The following is a 25,728-nucleotide window of genomic DNA, read 5'->3' on the forward strand; positions in this document are numbered from 1 at the left end:
TAAAAATTTAATTATATTTTACCATAAACTTTATTCAAAAGTACATATCTTTCATAATTTTTATATATTATTTGAAATTTTACATAATAAATTTATTTAATTAAACTTTCATCAGGAATAACCTTTACAGACTTAAAAAACAATTTTTTCTCCATAGGTTTAAGATTTAAAGTTCTTGTAAACTGATTATCTTCATCAATTATATAAATTTTTCTATAACCTGATTTTAAAAATGTCATACAAGTAGTTCTTATATCGCTATTATCTTCACATTTAAATACACCTGGTTTAACTACCAAGTTATATTGTGAAAAATTCATTCCTCTACTCATACTTTTATATTTATTTAAAAATTCTCTAGCATCTTTCTTTGTTATATACCCACTAACATCCACATATACTCTTTTTTCGCCTTCTGACACCCTAGATATAATCATTTTTTTGCCCCCTTAAATTAAGATATTCTTTAGATTATATGAAACGAGCTATGTATTAGTGAATATACTCTATAATTTCAAAGAACTTTTTATTAAATCATTTATTTCATATTCTAGTTTACAAATTTCTTCATGATAAAATTCATATTCTTCATATAAATTTTTATTATACAAAATTTTCAATATTTGTTTGCATTTACTTTCTATTTCTTCATAATTATCATCCTTAAATATTTTAATTTCCATAACTTTATTAGGATAATAATCGTAAATTTCTTTTCCCATATTTTTAGCATTTATTTTAAAATATCTATCATATATATTAGAATTTAGTATAGCAACTAAATACTCATTAGAAAATTCATTTATATACTCATCTTTTATATAAAAAGAATATACATCTGCACTACAATATGAATTACTATAATCTATAGCAAATCTATTGCATTTAGATTTATATGGATACATTATTTTTATTCTTTCAAATAATGATTTTTCCCTTCCCCATTGTAACTCATACCACTTTCTTACATTCCTTTTACATTCACGTCTATTTTCTAATTTTGACTTATATGGCATTATAAATTTATCTATTACTTCTTTATAATTATCCTGATTATCTATATCATTAGAGTATATTAAATTATAATTACTTTTTTCTATTACATATTTTTTAATATTTTTATTTTTTACCCATACTTTTAAAATATTATCTGGAACATCTTTTTTATTGTTACCATCTATAATAAATGCTTTATCACAACCTGTAATAACACCTTGAAAACTATTTACAATATCTCCTAAAGAATATTCACATATTGATTCTATATTATTGTAAAACTCTCTGTCTTTACTATTCGTTATAATCCAATTTTTATCTAGTAATTTTTGATTTAAGCTAAATTTATCAAATTCAAAACTATTTAATAAACTATTTAAATCTTCTAATTCATTAATTTTTATATCTTCATTTTTTGCCTTATAAACATCTATGTAATTATTTGAGTTTAAAATTTTACTCATTGTAATTATACAACTTGCAATACCTACATTTTTAAAAACTTTAGCTCCTAAAAAGTCCACTATCTCTTTAATAGAGGCATTGTTTTTAATAAAAAGTCTTAAAGAATTACCTGATGGACTTTCTAAAAAATATCTTGGTGTAATCATAGACATAACACCATTATCATTAAGTAAATCTATAGCTCTTTTATAAAAGCAAAAATATAAATCAGACTTATCTTTATAAACTTGATTAAATTCTTTTATAAGGTATTTTTTATATTCTTTATCTAATGACTTATGACCTACATATGGTGGATTGCCAACTATATAGTCAAACTTAAATTCCCATTCTTTTTTTAACCCATCATCATTATAAATATTGTAATTATAATCTTCATTAACTATATTATTAATATTTGTATCTTTATCACAAAGACTTTGTTTTAAAATTTTTATAGCATTACTATCTATATCAATTCCAAAAATACAATTTTCTACTATATGTTTATGGATATTCTCTAAACACCAATAATCACTTTTATACTTTTCTTTTAAGTCAAAAATATTTTCTTCAAGTAAATCATATAAAATATCATATGCTTGTAATAAAAAATTCCCACATCCGCAAGACATATCTAACACTCTCGGACATGGGTTATTAACTATATCATGATTTTTTAGTGTTTTTTCCATAATATAATTTACTATAACTTTTGGAGTATAGTAAATCCCCTTAGATTTTCTAAACTCTATTTCCAAGCTTTGTTCATAATTTTTTGAACTATAAAAATTATCTATCTCTATTTCCATTTCCCCTAAATTGTGCTTCATATTTTCCTCCAAAATATGATATTAACTTCTCCTTTATTTATTATAGCACAATATTAACCTAGTCTATTCCACTTAGTACTCATCCACTTAATTGTTTCATCTATATTATAGTCTTTACCTAAATTTTTCAAATAATCCAAGGACTCTACATCATCCATACCAATATCTTTATTCATTCTAGGATTTAATCTATGATAATTTTCATCTAAAAGCATACTTGAAAATAATTGACTAGTTTGACTATTACCTTCTAAGGTAACAGATATAATAGGAAAATAAGGCTCTTTACTTATAACCCAATCAATAGCACCCCAACCTGTAGTATCATGTTTTATACTATTATAAAGATATCCAGTTCCTATAGATAAAAGTCTAATATTCTCAGGTTTTTTCCCTAACTTTTGGTCTAGGGCATAAACTATAGTCGCTAAACTAGGATCACTTGCAACAATACCTCCATCTATATGACAATCATAAGTAGGAAAAAATACAGGTGCAGCACTACTACACATAGCTACATCTATAACCCTAGCATTCTCAGTTGGAGAATCTGGTAAATTATTATAAAATATAGGCTTCCACTCACTAGTCTCATTCCCAATATATAAAGAAGGTATAACAACTAACTTCTTAAGATCTTTCAACTTTAACTTTTCAGGAAAAACTTTACGTAAAACATCTCTAAGATGTTTATTATCATACTTAGGTCTTAACATTTCAGAATAAGACTTATCAAATATATACTTAACATTCTCATCAGAATACATATTTCTAACTTCTCTAGGGCTTAATCCATAAGCCAACCCTAAAGCAATCAAACTTCCTGTAGATGTACCACCAATCATATCCGTCCTCTTTAAAGTATCAGGAAACTCCCTTTGAATTCTCTCAAACAAACTAATACTCAAAAGCCCTCTAAGACCACCACCATCAAAATTAACAATATTAAAAGTAGAATCACCCATACATCTCACTCCTAAAAAATATATGCTACTACTCTAATATATCTTTTTTAACACCAATTGTTCCCCCACCCCCAAAATAATTAATAACGTAGCAAAACAAAAAGGCAGAAGTTAAATATAAAATCCAAGCCATTAGCAGCATCCCTTAAGCTGCATGACTTGGATTTTATATTAACTTTTGCCCGTTTTCGACCATTAATTACTTATTAGCATCTATATATGAAAGTATTCCTTGTGCTATACCTTCAGTAAACTCATCTAAATATTTATCACCAGTTAAGTTCTTAACTTCCTCTGTATTAGTAATAAATCCACATTTTATCATAATAGCTGAAACAGTAGATTTATCTAATATATCAAATCTACCTACTCCAACACCTCTGTCTCTTATCTCAACATAAGACTTTATAGAATCTTGTATTAAGCTAGCTAATTCATTAGTCTTATTTATATCATCTTTTTTATAATATACTTCTACACCACTTGCAGTATTTCCACCATATTCAGCATTCATATGTAATGAAATCATAACATCGGCTTTAGCTTTGCTAGCTTCTTCAATTCTCTCAGTTGTAGTTAAATTTTTACTACTATCACTCCTAGACATTACTACATCAACATCAGTATGTTTAGATAACTTTGAAGCAAGTTTCTTTCCTATAGCTAAAGTTATATCCTTTTCATATACTTCAGTTTCCTTGTTTTGCATACCATTATCCTCACCACCATGACCTGGATCTATAAAGATAGTATATTTTTTTGTAGATAAACCTTGCTCTTCGCCCATGTCAAATTGCTTTTCAAGTTCAATAGTTTCAGCTTCACTAGTTTGTGTAGTTTTACTAGCTATATTTTTTACTAAAGTTGTTACACCTTGTCCAGCTTTAAATAATCCAAAGCTTAAAATTAAAATCCCTACAACTAATATAGATAAATTCTTTAAGTTAACTTTTCTTTTTTTTACATTCTTTTTTCTTTTTACATTTTTTACACTTTTCTTGTTTTTTTTATGTAAATACGTAACATTATTTTTACTTCTACCACGTTTATATGACATAGTTTCCCATCCTTTTACTTCTTAGTATATAAATACCATACTACTTAAATTTTATTTTATCATTCCAATATATAACCTTCAATATTTTTGTAAATAATAATATTAAAAATGTTTTCAAAATGTAATTAAAATGTAATCAAACTGTAATAATTTTATTACCTTTTTTGTTAAAAAGTATAGTAAACTATAAAATATAACGACAAAAAAATACAAATTTTGGAGGTACTACATGAAAAAACTAATTTTAATATTATCTCTAGTTTTAACACTAGGATTAGTTGGATGCTCAAAAGGTAGCGAATATAAAAACGTTTCTGCATCTACAGTTGAAAAAGCAATTACATCATCTGGTTTACTAGTTGAGCAGTCTATGAATTACAACATAACTGATTTTGACTATTTCAATGATATAAAAGATTCTATTGAAGAAGGATTTATGATAAGAGCTGCTATTAATATTGCACTTGAAGATATTTTATTTATAAAAACTTCAAGTGAAGATGATGCTAATAAAGCTTTTGAAGCATTAGAAAGTTACAAAGAAGGCATGATCATGAGACCTTTTGGTGATGGATACGGAAAAGAAGAAAATGCAACAAGAGCTGCAAACACAGTAATCGAGAAAAAAGGAAATTATGTATATCTTATATCTGCTGACAATGTAGAAAAGATAAACCAACTTATAATAGATACAATCACAAAATAAGGAGATGATATAAAATGAATGTTTTCAGTAGCATAGCATTTATTTTTTATTTTTTACCTTTAGTATTAATCTGTTATTACTTATCTCCCTATAGGCTTAGGAATCTAGTTTTATTTATCTTCAGCTTATTCTTTTACGCCTGGGGAGAGCCTTTATATATATTTATAATGATATTCTCTATATTTTCAGATTATATACATGCAATAATTATAGATAAAAATAGAGGAAATATAAAATCTAAAATAGCTTTAATATCATCCATAATTATAAACTTGTCACTATTAGCATTTTTTAAATATAGTGATTTTTTAATATCAATATATAACAATATTTCTAATAATAATATTCCTTTATTAAATATTGTCTTACCTATAGGAATTAGCTTTTATACTTTTCAAACAATGTCTTATTCAATAGATGTTTATAGAAATGAAGCCCCAGTTCAAAAAAATATAATTTCTCTTGCATCTTACATAACTTTATTTCCACAATTAGTTGCTGGACCTATAGTTAGATACTCTGACATTGCAAATGACTTAAACAATCGTACACATAATTTTGATAAACTTTACGATGGTGTTTGTAGGTTTATAATAGGACTTTCTAAAAAAGTAATACTTGCTAATAACCTAGGGATAATCTGGTTTAATATAAAAAGTTCTAATTATAATAACTTATCTATATCAACTGCATGGCTTGGTATAATCTGCTTTACACTACAAATATACTTCGACTTTTCAGGATACTCTGATATGGCAATTGGACTAGGTAAGATGTTTGGATTTAGCTTTTTAGAAAACTTTAACTATCCTTATATATCCAAATCTATAACTGAATTTTGGAGAAGATGGCATATGTCATTAGGAATATGGTTTAGAGATTATGTTTATATACCTCTAGGAGGAAATAGATGCGCTAAATCAAGATGGCTATTTAATATTATTGTAGTATGGTTTTTAACAGGACTTTGGCATGGAGCTAGTTTTAACTTTATATTATGGGGACTTTACTTTGGATTTATTTTAATTTTAGAAAAACTATTTTTACTAGAAAAACTAAAATCCTTACCTAATATAGTTAGTCATCTATATGTAATAATTTTAATTTTAATTAGTTTCGTATTATTTGATATAACAAGCTTTAACGATGTATTTAAATATTATAAAGCAATGTTTAACTTTAATAATGTATTAATTGATAAAACATTTTTATATTACTTAGTACCTAACATATCAATTTTAATTATAGGAATACTAGCATCAACACCAATATTTAAAAACATACTTTCAAAATATACTATAATAAAATTTATAGCTTTAGTCTTAGGATTAATAATATCTACTGCATTTTTAGTAGACTCAACATTCAATCCATTTTTATATTTTAGATTCTAAAAGTAGGTGATTATATGAGCAAAAATAATATACTAAAATTTTTAACAGTATCTATATTTTTAATTTTTATATTTATATTTCCAATTATAAATATACTTACTCCAGATAAAACAGTAAGTACATTAGAAAATAAAATACTAACACAATTGCCTAAGCTATCATTAGATAAAATTAAAAATGGTTATTTTATGGAGAACTTTGATAAATACACAGAAGACCAATTTCCATATAGAGAAGAATTTATATCTTTTAAAAATAGTATAAGTTACATGTTAGGAAATAGAGAATTTAGAAATATATATATAACAAAAAACAACAGACTTCTAGAGAAATTTATTTTTAATAAGGAAATTATGTATCAAAATATTTCCCAGGCAAACAATTTAACAGAAAAACTATATAAAGAATACAAAATAAAATCAAAACTGATAGTTATCCCTACATCAATAGCATTTTATGAAGAAGAACTACCTTCATATGCAATAACAGATAATCAACAAGATGTACTAAACTATATAAAGGAAACCACAGAAAACTTTTATACACCATACAACATACTAAAGGAAAATAAAGATAAATATATATACTTCAACACAGACCATCACTGGACTCAATTAGGAGCAATGCTAGCATATAGTGAACTATACAATAAAGATTTAAGTACAGAAGATGAGCTTTACTCAAACTACAAAAAAGTAGCGGAAAGCTTTCTAGGGAGTTATTACTCAAAAGCAATACTCCCAACAATAAAAGGAGACAGCATATACTCCTATAAAAACTACAACAATCACAAAATAGAAATAGACTTTGATAGAAATTACAACACATTATATGATAACGAAAAATTAGAAGGAAAAAACAAATACCAATACTTCCTTCACGGAGACCCTGCATATGCACTAATAGAAGGAAACCCAAATAAAGAAGAAGAAATACTAATCTTAAAAGACTCCTTCGCCCACAACTTTATACCACTACTAGCAAATGAATACAAAAAAATACACGTAATAGACCCACGCTATTACACATCAAACTTAGAAGACTATATAAAAAATAACCCAAACATAAAAGAAGTACTAACAATATGTAACATCCAAACCCTAAATCAAGACAAATTCTTCCCAAAAACTACCCCAACAAAATAAAATATTGGGGCATAAGTGGAAGTTTTAAGTTCGCAGCCTTTTGTGGAAGGTGAAGGTGTAATTTGACATCCATTGTCAGCATTTTCCAGATGCATGTGTGTCAAATTACACATCACCACCCCACCCAAGGCCTTTCACGAACATTATAAAACTACCACTCATAATACCCCAATATCTTCAAATATCTTCTCTCTCCTTCTTTTAGACTTAGTGGATAATTCAACAAATCATAGGTATGCTGACAAATCAAATAATCAATTAAAAAGTCACCTTCAAGAATAACCTCAGTAACAATCATATTATGATAGGCTCTACCCTCATAAACTAATTGAACAATATCACCAAGTTCCAACTCATTATACTCAGCTTCCCTAGCATATATACCAAAGTTACTACTGCTTTCATTATTATTTCCAGTAATATACTTATAAAATGGTTCTGCCGCAGTCCAAGTAGGAGTTCTACTACTATCACTATACCAATACCATTGTTTAAGAACACTATTTCCAGAATGATCAAAAGGAATATCTCCAGCTTTTAAACACTGAGAAATAAAATTAGTGCAATCGCCTCCCCAATCTTCATAATCTTTATATTCTTTATTTCTTCCTAAAGCCCATTTTTTAGCATAAGCTGCTGCTGCCTCTCGATTATAAGGTTGTAGTACTTTCACTAATAACCCCCCTTAAAAAATAATCACTAAAATAGTACTTTGCATCTTCATACATTATTTTAAATTCTAAAATTTTTCTTATGTTGCTTCCCATTTCATATGATGATAAGCAAATTACTAATCCATCTTCTTCTAGATAAAATGCTTGATCTTCGTATATTTCTATGTTGTAAATCATGTTTATTAAGTCATAATTACTTATGCCTATTTCTTCATTGTTATCTAGCATCATAGCTAATTGAATTTTTACCATGTTTCCTATAAATGTTTTATAATCTATTAATTCATCAAAGATGTCTCTTAGTTTAATTTCTTTTTCTTCATTAAAATCATAGTTGTAAGAGTTTATATAATTTATGTTGTATAGTTCTATAAATTGACTAAATTCTATTGGTATACTTATTATATTATTTTTGTTAAATGATATTGTGTATTCTGTCATTAGGTTTACTACACTGTTTATATCTTCTTCTTTTAGAATTTGCTCTACTACATCTTTAAAACATAGCACATCTTCATAAATTTTTCGGTTTATATATTCTACGAAACCATTTTCATTATTTATTAATTTAATTACTGGATAGTTTAATAGGCATTTTACTTGGTCTTCACTTTTATCTAACAACCTATCTTCAATTATAAACATATGCATTCTCCTCTTTTTATTTATATAATAATTAATATGTCTATAAAAAATTTTTGTTAAGTAAAATATAAAAAAAAGACAATTTCTTTAAATTAAGAAATTGTCTTTTTCTACAAATTAATAAACTCTCTTTGCAGTTACAAATCTACTTGCATGATAACTAGAATTTATATTAGATATTTTAACAACATCACCTGGTTTTGTTGCATTTATCATATTTCCATCACCTATGTATATTCCAACGTGACTTATTCCACTTCCATTAGTGTTAAAGAATACTAAGTCTCCTGGCATAAGCTCACTCTTGCTTACAGTTGTACCATATGTAGCTTGAGACTTTGAAGATCTTGGTAAAGTTATACCTTGTTGCTTATACACATAGTAAGTAAGTCCTGAACAGTCAAATGAATTAGGACCTTCTGCTCCCCATCCATATGGCTTACCTAATTGTTGTCTTGCTAAAGCAACAGCTCTTTCTGCTGCACTGCTTATAGTTGTACTTGAATTATTAGAATTACTTTCATTGCTAACAGTTCCATCACTTACATTTAAGTATTGGCCTGATACCCATCCAGTACTACCATTTTTTAAATCAATTTGATACCATCCATTTAAACTTCCTACAATGTTGTATTGTTGTCCAAGTTTTACACTACCTATTCTTGAATAATTAGTTCCTGCTCCACTTCTTACATTTAATGATGAAGTATTTACAGTTCCATATTTATTACTTATAGATTCTTGTGTTCCACCTGTAGATGGAGTTGATGATTCTCCAGAAACTGATACATAGTCTCCATGAATCCAACCTGTACTACCGTTAGCTAAGTTAACCTTATGCCATCCATCTTGAGTATCATGAATATTAACTTGTGTTCCTTTAGATAATTTACCTATCTTTGAATAATGTGTTCCAATTCCACTTCTTACATTTAGTACTGATGTAGTTACAGTTCCTAATTTACTTGAACTTGATGTTCCCCCTGAAATAGTAATATATTCAGATGCTGACCATCCTACAGTTCCATTTGATAGCTTTATCTTATACCATCCATTGCTACTTTCAAGTATTGATACTGTATTGTTTTTATATATTTTTGCTATTATGCTGTTATTTGTTCCTGCTCCACTTCTTACGTTTAATACAGAAACATTAACAACACCACTATTGTTGCCTGCATTTGCTATAGTTATGTCTCCTACTAAAGTAGCCGCTGCTAAAACAGCACTTCCAGCTACTACTTTACATAAAGTATGGTTATTTAAACTCATTTGAAATATCTCCCTTATTAAAAGTATTCAGTATATATAGTATCATATTTATACCATATTTTCCATATTTTACTTTTAATATTAAGGTTTTATTGTCATAAATTGCTATATTATATGAAGTGATAGCATTGTAACTATTACTCCTGCCATCATATTTCCTATTAATACTCCTGCTAAAGCTTCTTTCATTCTCATTTTTAATATTGATGCTATTGCTGATGCTGTCCATGTCCCAGTTGTCGGAAGAGGTACACCTACAAATAGGATTATTCCTAATATTGAAGCTTTTTTCATCTTTTTCATACCAGATTCTATTTTATTATCTACTTTTTTTATTAGTCCTAAAAATATTTTCTTTGTTCTTAAGTAGTGCATTATATTTCTAAAACATAAAACCAGTGGTATTGATACTATAGTAGATCCAGCTACACTAGCTAAATATACACCTATAGGATTTAAATCCATTGCTATACCAAGTGGTATTGCTCCTCTTAATTCAGTTACTGGTATCATTGATAAAATCATTATATGTAAGTATCCCAAGTTAGTCCTCCTTCAAAAAATAAAGATATAACATTTTATCATAATTGTTATATCTTTGTATATTCATTATTAACCTTTTGCAGTTTCTCTGTATCCATCTGGATTTTTACTTTGCCATCTCCATGAATCTTGGCACATTTCATCTATACCATAATTAGCTTTCCATCCAAGTTCTTTTTCTGCTTTACTTGGATCTGCATAGCATACTGCTACATCTCCAGCTCTTCTATCAGTAATCGTATAAGGTATTTTTTTACCACTAGCTCTTGAAAATGCATTTACAAGTTGAAGTACACTATATCCATGACCCGTTCCTAAATTATAAGTTACAAGACCTGGGTTTTCTTCGAGTTTTTTTAATGCTTTAACATGTCCTCTTGCTAAGTCTAGTACATGTATATAATCTCTTATACCTGTTCCATCTAAAGTATCATAATCATCTCCAAATATATTTAATACAGGTAGCTTACCAACAGCAACCTTAGTTATATATGGCATTATATTATTTGGTATTCCATCTGGTTCTTCTCCAATTAGACCACTTTTATGAGCTCCAATAGGGTTAAAATATCTTAGAATAGCTACATCTAATGAGGAATATGCAAAACACATATCTCTAAGTATATCTTCTATAATTAGCTTACTTCTTCCATATGGGTTTGTTACTGATAACGGAAAATCTTCTACTATAGGACACTTTTTAGGTTGGCCATATACAGTTGCTGATGAACTAAACACAAATTTACATACACTATATTTTCTCATTAAATCGAATAAATACAGAGTACTTAAAATATTGTTATAGTAATAATCTAATGGTTTTTTTACAGATTCTCCAACAGCTTTTAATGCTGCAAAATGTATTATAGCATCTATTTCATTTTCTTTAAATACAATTTCTAAATCTTCTTTATTAGTTAAATCCACCTCATAAAATTTAAAATCCTTTTTAGATATTTCCCTAATTCTATCTAATACAATTGGACTACTATTACTAAAATTATCTACAACTACTACATTATAATTATAGTTTAATAGCTCTACTACAGTATGACTACCTATGTATCCAGCCCCACCTGTTACTAATATATTCATTTTCCCCAATTCCCCTTTTAATTTAATTACTTAAATTTATGTAAAAAAAACACCAGCTTATGCTAGTGTATGTCATTAAATTGAGCAAGTCTATAAGCGGAGTTCTGTATTTGATGATCATCTTTCTAGGCCTATTGTCACCAATAGGCTCAAGCGTCCTACCTACCGGAGGGTACGAGCAGCACCCTATTTACCCTAACTTGGACTTGCTCCGGGTGGGGTTTACACGGCTTGGCTAGTCACCTAGCCAACGGTGAGCTCTTACCTCACCTTTTCATCCTTACCAAACTAGTTGGCGGTTATTTTCTGTTGCACTTTCCTTAGGATCACTCCCACTAGACGTTATCTAGCACCCTTGCTCTATGGAGCTCCGACTTTCCTCACGTAGCTAATGCTACCCGCGATCATCTGGCTTACTTAATTTAATTGACTTTCACTATATTATCATATTTTTTTTATCGTGTCAAAAGTTAAATTTTTTATATTATTCCTTTTTCATGCACATAAAGCGCTGCATGAGTTCTATCTCTTAAGTTTAATTTTTCAAAAATATTGCTTGTATGCTTTTTAACTGTATGTTCTGTTATACATAGCTCATTAGCAATCTCATGATTAGTTTTACCTTTTGATATACATATTAAAATTTCTTTTTCTCTTTTTGTAAGCTCTTTTATTTCTTCTAAGTTATCTTTTCTCATATAATTTTCTACGAGGTCTGAATCAAAGTATTTTTTTCCTTTTGATAATAATCTTACTGCATATTTTATTCCTTCACCTTCTATATTTGCTAATATGTAGCTATCTACACCAATTTTCATACACTTTGCGAATAATCTTGTATCTTCATAAAAATCTAATACCATTATTTTTGAATTTCCATTTTCTTTTATATCTTTTATACAATCTATATACTGTTTAGTATTTCTATTTAAGTCAAATATAACTAAATCGTATGCATCTTTATTTATATCAGTACACATATATCCTTCATCTAATATATCTATACAACTTTCACTTGATAGTATCTCTGCTACTCCTTTTCTTATAACTAACGATTCTGAAATTATTATCCCCTTCATATATTACACCCTCCGTAAAGTCCCTTTTATTCACTATGTATTAATTATATGTCTTATTTTTTACATATTAAATCACTCAAATTTACCATATACTATAAATCTTTTGTTTAGTTATTGATTACACTTTTTTATAATTCATATACTTGTTACTATATATCCGTTATACTTTAGTATTATTTTTTATAATAAAAAAAGCTATACTAACAAAAACTAGTTTTTGTCAAATATAGCCGGTTGCATCACTAACTCCATATATCCGAGATGCCCAAATTACAGGATATATATCACCATTTCAAATATTAAAGTTTTTACTACTTATATGTTTATGTTATACATATTTAGTATAATTTTCAATAAATAATTGGTATAATATCTTACTTTCGTTTTTCAAAAAAATACTTTTTTATAAAAAATTCTTATTTTTTCTACAAAATAAATAATTATTCTATATCTACTTCCAATTTATTACAAGTTTAATTCGACAATTAAAAAGCAGACCTATTCAAATAAGCCTGCATAATTTTTAGTATTCTTTTATATATGTAATGTAATTAAATATAAAGTCATTTAGAGCTTTTTTATTGTACTCTTCTTCCCATTCAATTACCCATCCTTTTTCATTATTAATCATAGTATCATTTCTATGACCTTCAAGCGGAAACTCCAACTGATCAAAATCAGTATCTTTAATTTTAATAGCCTGAGTACCAACACTTATAATTTCCATTGGAGTCATATTTGTTTTAGTATATCTAAATAAAGTATTCGCTATATCTAATAGCTCATCGTTACTTACATTCGTTAACTTATTATAAAGTGCTTGTAATACTGTTCTTTGTCTATTATCTCTTTGATAAGCACTATCTATATATCTTATTCTACTATAAGCTAATGCTTGTTCTCCTGTAAGTGCTTGTGTTCCAGCTTCATTTATGCCATCTATTTGACTTACTTCAGCTTCACTTATATCTATTTGTACTCCACCTAACTCATTAATTATATTTATAAATGAATTAAAATTAACAGCAGCGTATTTATCTATACTTATATCAAAATTTTCCTTAATAGTTTGAATTAATAAACTAGGACCATCATATGCATATGCATGAGTTAATTTCTCTGTACTATGCCCTGGAATATTTACATATGTATCTCTTGCTAGTGATGTAAGTCTTATATCATTATTATTACTATCTATAGTAAGTATTATCATAGCATCTGATCTATTCCCTCTATCTATATTGTCTCCATCTACTCCTACTAAAAGTATATTTGTTATTCCTTCTTTAACTTCTGCAACTTCTATTTTACCAGCTTCTTCTTTGTCATATATAGAATTTAACTTAAAATATAATGTTCCAAATCCTATTGTTGGTATGGCTAATAGTAATATTAATAAGCCAATGACAATTTTCTTAAAATGTCTCATATTATACCCCCCTATTTTCTTGTAATACTCCCATAAATTACTATTTATCTACTTTTATTATATCATAAGTAAATTAAAAGTAGCCTAAATTCATAGACTACTTTCAATTTACTATTCTTTTTTATAAGCTGCTATAAACGGATCGTATCCTTTTGACTTCAATTCTGCTACCATAGCTTCTGCGTTTTCTTTATTAGTATAACTTCCTACAACTACCCTATAGTAAATTGTACCATTATCAGTATTATTATCATCTGTTTTATCATTTATATTTGAGTCAGATGGTACTTTATAGGTTATACCAAAATATTTACATAAACCTTTCATAGTTCCTTCTATCATTTCATCTTTATTATTATTCAATATTGCTAAATCTTCTTTATTTGTATAAAAAGCATATTCTACTAGTATAGATGGCATATTGGCTTTATATATTACTGTAAAATCTGCAGTTTTTAAACCTCTATCTTTCGCAGTACTATCAATTACCTTTATTGCATCTACTAAGTTTTCTTGAACGTATTTTGCTGCATTCTTTGAATTTGTACTTGCATTACTTGCTGTGTAGGTTTCTGTTCCTCTTGCGCTGTTAAAGTATGATAGATATGCATTTGCATGTATTGATAATAATAAAGCTTTTGGTTTGTTTTGATTTGCCCAGTATGTGTTTGCTAGAGTTGCTCTTTTTGTAAGTCCTATTTCATCTTTACCTTGTGGTGATGGATTTGTTAGGTATACGCTTATATTATGATCTTCGCATCTTTTTTTAAGTTTATATTGCATTTGATTATTAAAGTCCCACTCTTTGAATGTACCATCTGGTGATTGTTTTCCTGATACATATTCATTATGACCACTATCTATAATTATTAATTTATCCATTTTTTCACCTCCTACATATATTATAGAAGGATTTACTGACAAAGTTTCCTAGTTTATGTTAAAAATTTGCATAAAAAATTCGCTTCGCTCATGTCGCCAACGACTTTGTCCGTTGCTCAAAATGTTTTTTACGCTCAATAATAGTTATGTTGATACACCTATATCATAGAGTTTATCTACAGAATTTGATACAATATAATTTCCTTAAGCGTAAAAAAAGCCTAGCAATTTCCGAGTTAGCTAGGCTATACAAAAGTAACGACTAAGTATTAAGTACCTCTCAGCATTTATAATTATTTCCTCTTTATTTTAAGTTTATACATTGTATTTATATTATTTTATATTGTTTTAACAGTTCTACTCTTTGTTTTCCTATACTTATACTACCATATGCTGCTTTCCCTATATTTTGAGGTATCCCTTTTTCATTAACATAAGATATTACCCTTTGTGTCCATGCTATTGGAAGTAAGTACGGTTTCTTATTTAGGTATGTATACCTTCCTTTCAAATTCAATACACTTGGAAATAAGGCTGCTTTAAATGTAGATTTATGAGTTTTAATTTCTCTGTTATTAACTGCATCTAAGGTTATTAAACTACTTTGTTTTCTCTCCATAGAACTAGATCCAAATATCCCAGCATCTAATATGTCTTCAAGAAGTGCTCTTGAATCAACATTATTATAATCATACCAATCTGGATATTGTATTAACATTTTATCTAATCCCAAATATAATTCTCCTATATTAAGTAAATTAAAAACAAAGTAATCATACTTAATCTTTTTTAGGTTTTTCCATAGATAATCCCAGTCAATTTCTTTGCTATTGCACTCTATAAACTTTACAATGTCACAAACTTGCCTTATACCTACTCCTCCATGTAAAAAATGTTTGGTAGTATGATTTATTAAATACATTAAATTCATTGTTTCTGGAAATGTATATACTACTCTACCTTGTACATTAACATGTATGCTCTTATTAAAGCAATCTTTATAAAAAGCATTAAATATATTAACATGTTCTTCTTCATTTTCATTAAATAGTGTTTTATGAACTTCTATCATAAGTCTTGAGCTTGTACAAATATATGCAACTACATCTTTATTTTCAATATCAACACCATCTATAATCTTCATATTATTTTCAGTTAATATTTTATGGCATAGTTCAAAATCTTCTTTCTTTACTAAAATATCTTCATCAGAAGAGATTCTACTATCTGGAAAAGGGTATATATTTCTACAAGTTATACCTTTTACTACTATAGGTTTTATATTATTATCTAAAAAATTTTTGTATATATCTAAAAACCTTTCACTTCTTTGTATTTGATTTATTTCTTGAGCCATGGCTTGTCTTTTCCATAGTTGAATTTCATTAATAGACTTATCTATACTATCAATTAAATTTATACCTTCATAAATTAGTGGTAGTATATTATGAGTTTTGATAATTTATATATTTTCTCTATACTTAATTCTTTTATATCATACTTATTCAAACCATATTTTTCATTATGTATTGCTATATTTAAAACTTCTAATAAGTATTTATAATCATTATTAATCATTAAAAATCCACCACCATTTTCTCTACTTCTTTTGAAGTTACTTCAGTTACTTTACATTGAGATATTTTATATACTTTATCACACATTGTAAGTACACTTGGCCTATGTGTTGTTACTATACATGTTCTGTTATTATTCATTTCCATAATATTTTTTAATACTTTTCTTTCAGTTGCTACATCTAATGCTGATGTTGCCTCATCTAACAACAATATAGGAGAATTTCTAAGTAACGCTCTTGCTATAGATAGTCTTTGATTTTGACCTTCTGAAAAACCATTACCACGTTCTCCAATTCTACTATTTATTCCATTTGGAAGTTTTTTTATAAAATCGTATGCACATGATATTTTCAGAGCTTCTATTATTTCTAAATCTGTAGCTTCTGGTTTTACCATTCTCATATTTTCTGCTATAGTTCCACTAAACATTGTTTTTTCTTGTGGTACATATGCCATAAGCTTTCTTGTACTTGCTGATATATTACAACTTCTATTACTTTTATCTTTTATAATTGCTTCTCCATCATTTATATTTAATAGACCTAATAATATTCTCATCATAGTGGTTTTTCCTTCACCTGATGGTCCTACTAAAGCTACTATTTCACCTGAATTTGCACTTATATTTGCATTTTCTAGTACTAATACGTTTTTATTGGAGTAACTAAAGTTTACATTTTTAATTTCTATGTCTAATCCACTTTCATTAATTGTTTTATATAATTCGTCTACTAATTTTTCATCTTTTATAATTTCTCTTGGTAGTTCAGATACTTCCATTATTCTACCAGCTGATGTTGTTGCCCCTATTGCTGATGGTACTAAGTTTATTAATGATGAGAATGAACTAGAAAGTTTTCCAGATAGCTGTAAAAATAAAGTCATTGTACCGTATGTTATATGACCACTCCATAACCTATATACACCCCATCCAAAGCATGCATATGATACAAATGTTCCTATAAATGACATAAATGATGATGTATATATTGAAAATTTATTGTATCCCAAACTTACATCAGCATAATTCTTTTGAACACATCTTAATTTATCCGAGAATATATCCATTAAATTAAATGCTTTTATTGATTGTAAATTTTGAAAAGTTTCTTCATTAAATGACATAACTTCACTGCTTGCTTGTCTAATTTCTTGATTAAATTTTCTCATTTTTTTCATTAATATTTTAGATATTATTATTGATACTGGTGCACTTAGCATTGCTATTACTGCCATAGTTGTGTCATAGTATAGTATTACACATAATGTTGATATAAATTGAATCGATTTTGTTATTAGGTTTGGTATCCATCCTAGTACACTTGTTGCTACTGTATTTGTATCATTTGTTAACCTATTTAATAAGTCTCCGCTATGGTATGTGTTCATACTTTCCCAATCTATGTTTATTATCTTATCGTAAATATCCTGCTTTATTTCATTTCCTACCTTTATATTTATTTTTGCTGATATCCTATTTGATATTGCCGTTATTATTATATTTCCTATTGCCATTAATATTATTATCAATATTATTATGCCTATTTTACTAGAATCTTGTTCTGTTACCGCATCTATTAGATATTTTGATCCTACGTTTGATGATAAACTCATTAGCGTTGCTACTATCCCTAGTATTATATATATACCTATATCTAATTTATACTTTTTAATGTATACATACATCCATTTTAATTCCAATTGAATTTCATTTATTATATGATTACTATCTTTATATCTAAACTTTTTAAACATTATTTCGCCCTTAATCTCTATAATTTTCTATATTATTTATAATAATTTATCATTTATCCTCTATTTTCCTTCTTTTTCTCCTTAAATTATAAAAAAACTATAGGATATATATTATTTTTACAAAAAAAAGTCAGAATAATTAATCCTGACATTTTTACTAATATTGTAAATCAACTATTATAATGTCGCTATCATCAATAGAGTAATGATTCGCAATACCTCCTGCTGATTCACCTGATTTTATATTTTCTAGTCTTATCCTATAAGTTATGCCTCCTGGTAAATCTTGTGTAAATATCCTTTGCTTATAGTATACATATGCTACAGATATATTTTTACCAGATATGTTTTGTAATTCTATTATTCCATCTGTAGAATCTATCTTTACTTGATCTTCCATTAAAGATATACTTTCTCTTTCAGCAACTATATTATCACTATAAGTATATGAGTTATTTTCATTAAATAACTTATTACTTTTTTCTAATACAATAATTGAACTATTTGAAGGAACTGATGAAAATTCAAATTCTAATTCTTCATTGTTACTATCCTTAAGCTTTAAATTTCCATATTGTATAAATCCATCAGATGTATTTTTAACTATAATACCTATAACATTTTTAGATGTATTTTCACTTCCATCCTCTAAAAAGTCTCCATCATATTTTATAATCTTTTCTATACTTAAATTAGCATTAGGTACTTTATATGGGAAACTACTTACACTATCACTTTTGATTTTATTACCTTCACTTGTATCTAATTCCATACTTTTTATTTCAACTTCGTTATTGCTAATATTATCTATATTACTTACAATCTCCTCTGTGTCACTTAATTCTTCATTACTTGATTTAGAACTATTTATATTTATTTCATTAGACTTTGAACTACTTATGTTTAATTGATTGTTCTTATTTTTACTTGTACTGGTATATACCTTTCCGCCTATAATTACTACTGATAAAACACATATAGCTGAAATAACACACACAAAGTATTTTTTACTCATTCTATAACCCCTTAAATTATTTAATTATATTAGAACTTCTCAGTTTATCTAAAAACTCACTACAATCCTTACTTGCAGTTTCATAGTCTATATCATATTTTTCTGTAATTAAATTTATAAGTTCATCTTCATCCTTTACTTTATCAGCATGATCCCATATAAATCTACCTACTTTATTAATAGTTATTAATCCATTAAAATTGTTTACAGTATTCCCTACTGGAACTAATATAGTTTCCCCTAAAATATCCCTAGTAATAAATTCATTTTTATTTATCATGTCAAACTCCTTCTCCCTAAATAATTTATATTACTTCAACTTTTCTTTCCATTTCTTTTAGAACTTCATTCATCATTTCACATACATAATTCGGCGTTCCATCTAATTTTCCAGTTTCTGTTACAGCCATAGCTGGACAAGATATACACATAAATTTCTTAGAACAATTTAAGCATTTAATTGATGTTCTAATTGAATCTACTTCTTTTACAATTTGCTTCCATGCATCTTTAAAATTCATATTTTTAAATGGATATGATGCTGGATAATTCATCATTCCACAACACTGCATCTTCCCATCCCAAGAAATCCAAAATGAACTTTTTCCAGCCCTACATGCCATAGTATTCCCATTTATATTTGTACATCCATATCTACTTTCAAAAAACTCTACTCCATTTTTACATCTATTAGCTTTTGCTTTAAAATCGTCTACTCCAAGGCTAAGTATGTCATTTTTCACAAAATTTATACCAGCTTCTTTTGCTGTGAATCTACCTAAATTGCTACCTATAGAATCATTGTCTCGTCTTACAGGTGGATACATATACGAACTTACTTGTAAAACTAATTTTTTTTCATTTGCAAACTTATGTATTTCTTCTAAATCATGTATATTAAACGGTGTTAAACTGCAGTTTAATTTAATCTCTACACCTATTTCTAATAACATATCTATTGCTTTAGATACTTTATCAAATCCCCTTGAATCACCACATAATTTCTCATAAGTCTCATTTGAAGCACCATATAATGTTATATTTATTCTACTTGGAGGACTTTTTGAAAGCCATTCTATAGTAGAATCATTAATTAGTGTCCCATTAGAATTTATAGATATAATGAATCCTATATTTTTAAGTTCTAAATATAAGTCCTTAAAATTAGGTATAGAAAATACTTCTCCACCAGTTAATAATAAATATAGTAAACCTTCTTCTTTTGCTTGTTTAGCTATTTCTAGCCATTCATTATTACTTCTAAGATTACCTACATTATCCATCTCTGACTTAGTCATCTTTATATAACACATCTTACAATCTAAATTACATAACGGAGTTAATTCAAATGTACCATTAAGCGGAGTTCTTTCTCTCGATGCCTTATAAAATAATCTATTATTAATATTTATCTCTTTCCTATTCGCTAGCATTTAACATCCCCCATTCTAACATATTCTTAAGCGTATAAACTGCATTCTCATCTGGTGTACATTCAAGCATATATACAGGTATTTCTTGCACTAATTTTAAAATAGTATCTACCACTGGAGTAGTAAATTTTTCATACCAAAAACTTAAAGTAGTTTCACTATAAATGTATTTAAATGCATCTCTTGAACTTAACTTTTTAACCTTATTTTCATTTCCTTGTCTTATAACTACAATAGCACCTATTTCCGTAGAATTATTTTTAAATATATTATCTTCCCCCGAAAATGGCAATCCATATGAAAACCACTTATTTTCAATATTTCTAATTCCCGAGCGATCTCCATTGATTATTTCAGCATCTTCATACTTCTCCCATAATCTTGCTTGAGTTGATTTTCCAGTACCTGATGGTGCAGTAAATATAATACATTTGTCTTTGTATTTTATCTGTGAAGAGTGCAATATAAATGTATTAAATAAACTTAGTGATTGCTCTAATTGAATAAATTTAAATACATGTATGGCTTTAGTAAAATAATTATCTTCATTAATATAATAATAACAAGTGCTCTCATTTAATTTATCTGTATCTTGCACTATTAGTCCATGAGGCTTTTCTCTTCTAAATTCTCTAAATTCTTTATAAATTTTATTATTTTCAATAAACACAGAATTTTGCTCTTCAGTAAATACTTTATTTGTGTGATATTTTAAGAATTCATCTTTTTTTTCAAATTTATATACAACATCATAATTTTCATTATTATCAATAACAAAATCTATAAAATTATCTCCTAAGTTATATTCAAACGGTGTTTCTACTCTAAAATTTACACCACATATACTAAATATTTTCTTTATCATATCTAATGTCCTTTTATTTTAATGTAATCTAAAAGGCTGACTAAAATAATAGCCAACCTTTTTATTTTATGATCCAAATGCAGCTAAAGAACTATCTGTTGAGTTATAGCAGTATTCATCTTCTGGTGTAGCAAAGCAATCATCATTATTTGATGTGAAAATTTCATACCCTAAATTTTCATCATATATAGGTTTATCTGATTGACAAGAACCTAAGTAAAATAAATTTGTAGACTGTTCACACTTTGCTATATGCTCTGCCATACTAAATTCTTCAATCTCTACAACTGGTTTTTCATATTTTTCTTTCATAATCGTCACCACCCTTTGTTATACTACATGCAGTTCATAATCCTTCTCAATAGACATTAATTCGACACTATTGTAGAATAATCCTCTAATTTAAAACTATTAAATATTTCATATTCATTTGATATACTAGTTACCTTTAATTTCGTAAGTGACAACATTCCTTCACTATTGTTAGTAATAGTTATACTTCCATCAGAATTAATTGAGCTTGTTATATCGTAATACATATCAACTGTTGATTTAAGTGATAATTTACTACTATTAATATCTAAATTTAATTCTTTACCTTCTGTAGCCTTAGCTCCAATTTGAACTTTAGCTCCCTCTGGTAATTCATTTAGTTTAAATGTTATTTTTTGACCTTGTTTTAAATATATTTCATTTTTAGGACCTTCATTTGTATACTTAGTAGTATCTGATGTTGTTTCTCCTCCATTTGTATCTATAAATACAACACCATTTATACTTTCATCTGATGATCCTACTCCATCTACTATTAACTTGTCTCTTAATTCCACTACCTTTGCATTAGCTTCATTATCTGTTTGATAAGCATTGTTAGCTTCTTCACTTTGTGTTTCATCTAATGGATTATATATTCTTACTCCATCTAAATAGAAAATATTTCTTGGTATAGCATTTGTGCCCTTAACGGCAGTTAAAACTACTGTATATTCTCCGTATTCTAAATCGGTTATATTAAATATAGGTATATTGTAAAGTTCTTTTCCTTCTTCCTTATATAAAGTATCAATTACTGAATTTGTCAGCCTATTAGCTGAAATTAATTCTGTACCTTTATATACTTGAGCTCTAACTCTTCCTGTTTTATTTGAAGTTCTACTGTATATTTCACACCCAGTTCCTTTAAATGTAAATGTTGCAGTTTCAGAATTTGTTGTAGCCTCAATATAATGTGATGACCCGTTACTATCTGTAGTATTTTCACTATATGAGCTATCATATCCATATGGATAATCCTTGCCTATAGTTCCATCGTCTTGGCTACCATTACTACTTGTACCGGTTACTTTCCAATTTGATGAATATTGAATTCCATCTATTCCATTAGAGTTAGTAAAATCATCTTCATAATAAACACTAGTTGCAGGTATCATAGTAATATTACCTGTTTTTGAATTCTTATCATCATTGTATTTTACAGAATATGTAGCTCTATCTATTCCATTCATAAATTTATTAAGTGTATATGTTACATTGTTATTATCTTTTTTAGAAATAGTTCCATAGTTAGTTATATCATCTAACATTGATACACTATCTAATGTTCCACCTCTTAAGAAATCATTGTTTGTTACATTTATGTCTATTGGCTTACCAAAATCAAGAACTACTGCATCATCATTTAATACTGGTTGTAATACATTTTCACAAGTAAATGTATATGTATATCCTTGATTTGATGTATTTATATTTAATTCTGGACTTGAATTATTGCTACCAGTTGTAGTATTTCCACCTACTTGCCCTACCGTCCAGTTCTTTTCATAGTCATCATTATTCTCTGTTACAACATATTTACCTTGACTTGGATTATAGAATCTGACTGTTTGTCCAGCTTTTAATGTAAATTTACCATTTGCATCAGTAGCTAATTGTTTATCTGCATCTATTTCTGTATTACCTTCATATAATTGGTAAGTTGCATTTGCTAAAGCACTTCCGTCTTTTGTTATTGTAAAATCAAATACTTCAGATTTAACAGCTGCAATTTCCTCTTGAGTTAAATCACTTATTGTATCATCAAATTTCTTGCTTACTTCTAATGTATTTTGTTGTGGTAAATTAAACTTAATCTTACAATTTGAAGCGGCTCTTCCACGCTCTAAATAAAATACTTGTAATGTATGAGCTTTAGTTTTATCAAATTTATCTAAAGAACCTACACCTAATATTTCATATAGATTTGTCTTAGTTGATGCACTAGATTGTGTTCCTTGTGTTTTACCACTATTGATTCCTGATAATGTTCTTGGATTTATTACTTCACCAGTTGCAAAGTTTATTGAACCAGATGTTGCATCATGTATACCACCTATATCAAGAACTAATTTACCATCTATAAACACCCATACATCATCATCACCAGAGAATTCAAATTTAATATCATCTGTTCCATTTATTTTTCCATCTTCTGTCATAAAAAAGTTTACTGACATATTCATACCAAAGTGATAGTTTCCAGTGCCTGAATTTCCTGTGTTAAATGGATAGAATCCTTTTCCAAATCCACTAACTGAAAATCCATTTCCATTATAATTTAGAGTTGTATTGCTAGCTCCTTTTCCATTCGCAAAATAAACATTCTCTTTTGAGCTATCAAATTCATAATATCCTGTTGAGGAATCATATCTAAATGGCATTTTTACGTTTGTATATGTACTCTTAGCAGTGTTATTATCTGGATCAAATATACCTGCTTCTGGATAATTAAATTGTATTTTTCCTGTTGATGAATCTAATTCATTTTTAACTAAACCTGTAATGGCACTTACTCTTAGATTACTACTGTTTGAATTAGCATTCGCACTCCAACGATTCCAATACTTATTCGTTATGCTAGTACCTGATATCCATGTCGTGCTACTTCCAGTATTAAAATAAATACCTTGTAAATTATTAGTTTCCAAATTTTTAGTAGCCTGATTAAATGCACTACTATCATAGCTAGTTCCATTAGAATTAGAAGTCCCATACCTATACATAGTTACTGGGAAATAAGATAACTCACTTGCTTTAGAATCTGTTTCTAACACTTGAGTTTCGTTAGTTGAGTTACTTTTACTTGATGTGTTTTTTTTACTTGATGTTAACTTATTAGTTAGTTTTGAAATTGCTCCCCCAAGACTTAATGCATCTGCTTGTACCGGATTAATAAATATAAATGTACTTATCAAGCATAACGATGTCATTAAACTAAATATTTTTTTGTACTTACTCATAAAATCCCCCTTCTTTTGTTTTTCTTTATAGATATTTAATTTCCGTATTTTGAAATTAAATTATCTCACTCTAAATTTCCCACTTAATCTCTTTATAGATGTATATAATTTAAATATATAAAATCTAAATGGCCTTAATAATGTCCATATGTATACTAAACATCTATTTATTAAATTATTTCTATCAACTTCTTTTCCTTTTATAATTGACTTCTTTACTACAGCTATAACCTGTGTAAACTCTACAAGCTCTAGGCTTACCTGCGCATCACCATTCATAATAAATGCCTTATCATTTATTATCTTAAAAATTCTATGCAATACATATTCATCCGATTTTCTCTTAATAAAGACTATATCCCCTCTTCTTAATTTGTATCCTCTGGGAGATTCTAAAATAACAGAGTCACGATTATTTTTTAAAAATGGATTCATGCTATATCCGCTCACTCTAAGAATACATTCTCCTCCATTATCTATAATCGCTTCTATAATTGGTACAATATCTTTTCCTTTAAATATATGCTTCGAGTTTAAATTTGATAAAATTTATACCACCACTTTTACTCATATTTTATAATTATTTATTTTTTTATTATATTAACTTAATAATCCCTTCTCAATACATAATGAGTGTAATATATAC

The 25,728-nt window shown here is 27.5% G+C and carries 25 protein-coding genes, 1 other RNA gene and 1 riboswitch; of the genes, 3 read left to right on the forward strand and 23 right to left on the reverse strand.

Annotated features, from left to right (window positions below):
• Positions 1–92: 92 nt before the first annotated feature.
• From EIH23_RS01655 to EIH23_RS01670, 4 genes are all read right to left on the reverse strand, one after another.
• A complete protein-coding gene (locus EIH23_RS01655; protein WP_122638469.1) occupies positions 93–437 on the reverse strand; it encodes a hypothetical protein in 345 nt (114 codons plus the stop codon).
• Positions 438–506: 69 nt separating this feature from the next.
• Positions 507–2,273 carry an Eco57I restriction-modification methylase domain-containing protein gene (locus EIH23_RS01660; protein ID WP_243113294.1) on the reverse strand — a complete coding sequence of 589 codons (1,767 nt, stop codon included), beginning with the start codon at positions 2,271–2,273 and terminating at the stop codon, positions 507–509.
• 53 nt (positions 2,274–2,326) lie between these two features.
• The gene (locus EIH23_RS01665) at positions 2,327–3,238 is read right to left on the reverse strand and encodes a patatin-like phospholipase family protein (RefSeq protein WP_122638470.1); all 912 of its coding nucleotides are present in this window, start codon (positions 3,236–3,238) and stop codon (positions 2,327–2,329) included.
• 199 nt (positions 3,239–3,437) lie between these two features.
• Entirely contained in the window at positions 3,438–4,295 is an 858-nt protein-coding gene (locus EIH23_RS01670) for an N-acetylmuramoyl-L-alanine amidase (protein ID WP_122638471.1), read from the reverse strand.
• A gap of 229 nt (positions 4,296–4,524) precedes the next feature.
• On the opposite strand from EIH23_RS01670, the gene EIH23_RS01675 reads away from it, so the two are divergent.
• From EIH23_RS01675 to EIH23_RS01685, 3 genes are all read left to right on the forward strand, one after another.
• Complete coding sequence (locus EIH23_RS01675) at positions 4,525–5,001, forward strand: DUF4358 domain-containing protein (RefSeq protein WP_122638472.1); 477 nt, start codon at positions 4,525–4,527, stop codon at positions 4,999–5,001.
• Between the two features lie 167 nt (positions 5,002–5,168).
• The gene (locus EIH23_RS01680; RefSeq protein WP_330566159.1) at positions 5,169–6,395 is read left to right on the forward strand and encodes an MBOAT family O-acyltransferase; all 1,227 of its coding nucleotides are present in this window, start codon (positions 5,169–5,171) and stop codon (positions 6,393–6,395) included.
• A 14-nt stretch (positions 6,396–6,409) separates the two neighbouring features.
• The gene (locus EIH23_RS01685; RefSeq protein ID WP_122638474.1) at positions 6,410–7,540 is read left to right on the forward strand and encodes a DHHW family protein; all 1,131 of its coding nucleotides are present in this window, start codon (positions 6,410–6,412) and stop codon (positions 7,538–7,540) included.
• Between the two features lie 151 nt (positions 7,541–7,691).
• On the opposite strand, the gene EIH23_RS01690 is transcribed toward EIH23_RS01685, so the two are convergent.
• From EIH23_RS01690 to EIH23_RS01775, 19 genes are all read right to left on the reverse strand, one after another.
• On the reverse strand, positions 7,692–8,213 hold the full coding sequence (locus tag EIH23_RS01690; protein WP_122638475.1) for an amidase domain-containing protein: 522 nt from the start codon (positions 8,211–8,213) through the stop codon (positions 7,692–7,694).
• Positions 8,191–8,859 carry a DUF3298 and DUF4163 domain-containing protein gene (locus EIH23_RS01695; RefSeq protein ID WP_164488943.1) on the reverse strand — a complete coding sequence of 223 codons (669 nt, stop codon included), beginning with the start codon at positions 8,857–8,859 and terminating at the stop codon, positions 8,191–8,193. The genes EIH23_RS01690 and EIH23_RS01695 overlap by 23 nt, the downstream gene beginning before the upstream one ends.
• Positions 8,860–8,976: 117 nt before the next feature.
• A complete protein-coding gene (locus tag EIH23_RS01700; protein ID WP_122638477.1) occupies positions 8,977–10,131 on the reverse strand; it encodes a C40 family peptidase in 1,155 nt (384 codons plus the stop codon).
• Between the two features lie 105 nt (positions 10,132–10,236).
• Entirely contained in the window at positions 10,237–10,674 is a 438-nt protein-coding gene (locus EIH23_RS01705) for a COG2426 family protein (RefSeq protein ID WP_164488944.1), read from the reverse strand.
• A 69-nt stretch (positions 10,675–10,743) separates the two neighbouring features.
• Positions 10,744–11,769, reverse strand: a complete 1,026-nt coding sequence (gene galE, locus EIH23_RS01710) for a UDP-glucose 4-epimerase GalE (RefSeq protein ID WP_122638478.1) — start codon at positions 11,767–11,769, stop codon at positions 10,744–10,746.
• 77 nt (positions 11,770–11,846) lie between these two features.
• Positions 11,847–12,189, reverse strand: an RNA gene (gene rnpB / locus EIH23_RS01715) — RNase P RNA component class A.
• Between the two features lie 59 nt (positions 12,190–12,248).
• On the reverse strand, positions 12,249–12,848 hold the full coding sequence (locus EIH23_RS01720) for a response regulator transcription factor (RefSeq protein ID WP_122638479.1): 600 nt from the start codon (positions 12,846–12,848) through the stop codon (positions 12,249–12,251).
• 220 nt (positions 12,849–13,068) lie between these two features.
• Positions 13,069–13,152: riboswitch (cyclic di-GMP riboswitch) on the reverse strand.
• 219 nt (positions 13,153–13,371) lie between these two features.
• Positions 13,372–14,277, reverse strand: a complete 906-nt coding sequence (locus EIH23_RS01725) for an LCP family protein (protein ID WP_122638480.1) — start codon at positions 14,275–14,277, stop codon at positions 13,372–13,374.
• Between the two features lie 111 nt (positions 14,278–14,388).
• Positions 14,389–15,159, reverse strand: a complete 771-nt coding sequence (locus EIH23_RS01730) for an N-acetylmuramoyl-L-alanine amidase (RefSeq protein ID WP_122638529.1) — start codon at positions 15,157–15,159, stop codon at positions 14,389–14,391.
• Positions 15,160–15,487: 328 nt separating this feature from the next.
• A complete protein-coding gene (locus EIH23_RS01735) occupies positions 15,488–16,621 on the reverse strand; it encodes a nucleotidyltransferase domain-containing protein (protein WP_122638481.1) in 1,134 nt (377 codons plus the stop codon).
• On the reverse strand, positions 16,591–16,737 hold the full coding sequence (locus tag EIH23_RS16160) for a hypothetical protein (RefSeq protein WP_164488945.1): 147 nt from the start codon (positions 16,735–16,737) through the stop codon (positions 16,591–16,593). The genes EIH23_RS01735 and EIH23_RS16160 overlap by 31 nt, the downstream gene beginning before the upstream one ends.
• On the reverse strand, positions 16,737–18,494 hold the full coding sequence (locus EIH23_RS01740; protein ID WP_122638482.1) for an ABC transporter ATP-binding protein: 1,758 nt from the start codon (positions 18,492–18,494) through the stop codon (positions 16,737–16,739). Before EIH23_RS01740 ends, EIH23_RS16160 begins: the two co-directional genes overlap by 1 nt.
• A 157-nt stretch (positions 18,495–18,651) precedes the next feature.
• Positions 18,652–19,509: a hypothetical protein gene (locus tag EIH23_RS01745; RefSeq protein WP_122638483.1), complete on the reverse strand. Its 858-nt coding sequence runs from the start codon at positions 19,507–19,509 to the stop codon at positions 18,652–18,654.
• A 16-nt stretch (positions 19,510–19,525) separates the two neighbouring features.
• Positions 19,526–19,789 carry a PqqD family protein gene (locus EIH23_RS01750; protein WP_122638484.1) on the reverse strand — a complete coding sequence of 88 codons (264 nt, stop codon included), beginning with the start codon at positions 19,787–19,789 and terminating at the stop codon, positions 19,526–19,528.
• A gap of 25 nt (positions 19,790–19,814) precedes the next feature.
• A complete protein-coding gene (locus tag EIH23_RS01755) occupies positions 19,815–20,942 on the reverse strand; it encodes a radical SAM protein (RefSeq protein ID WP_122638485.1) in 1,128 nt (375 codons plus the stop codon).
• On the reverse strand, positions 20,929–21,807 hold the full coding sequence (locus tag EIH23_RS01760) for a hypothetical protein (RefSeq protein WP_122638486.1): 879 nt from the start codon (positions 21,805–21,807) through the stop codon (positions 20,929–20,931). Before EIH23_RS01760 ends, EIH23_RS01755 begins: the two co-directional genes overlap by 14 nt.
• 66 nt (positions 21,808–21,873) lie before the next feature.
• Positions 21,874–22,119, reverse strand: a complete 246-nt coding sequence (locus EIH23_RS01765; RefSeq protein ID WP_122638487.1) for a hypothetical protein — start codon at positions 22,117–22,119, stop codon at positions 21,874–21,876.
• Positions 22,120–22,175: 56 nt separating this feature from the next.
• Positions 22,176–25,082, reverse strand: a complete 2,907-nt coding sequence (locus EIH23_RS01770) for a fibro-slime domain-containing protein (RefSeq protein ID WP_122638488.1) — start codon at positions 25,080–25,082, stop codon at positions 22,176–22,178.
• Between the two features lie 60 nt (positions 25,083–25,142).
• Positions 25,143–25,532: a S24/S26 family peptidase gene (locus tag EIH23_RS01775; RefSeq protein WP_243113295.1), complete on the reverse strand. Its 390-nt coding sequence runs from the start codon at positions 25,530–25,532 to the stop codon at positions 25,143–25,145.
• Positions 25,533–25,728: the final 196 nt, after the last annotated feature.

The organism is Romboutsia sp. Marseille-P6047, from assembly GCF_900604535.1.
GTDB lineage: Bacteria > Bacillota > Clostridia > Peptostreptococcales > Peptostreptococcaceae > Romboutsia_E.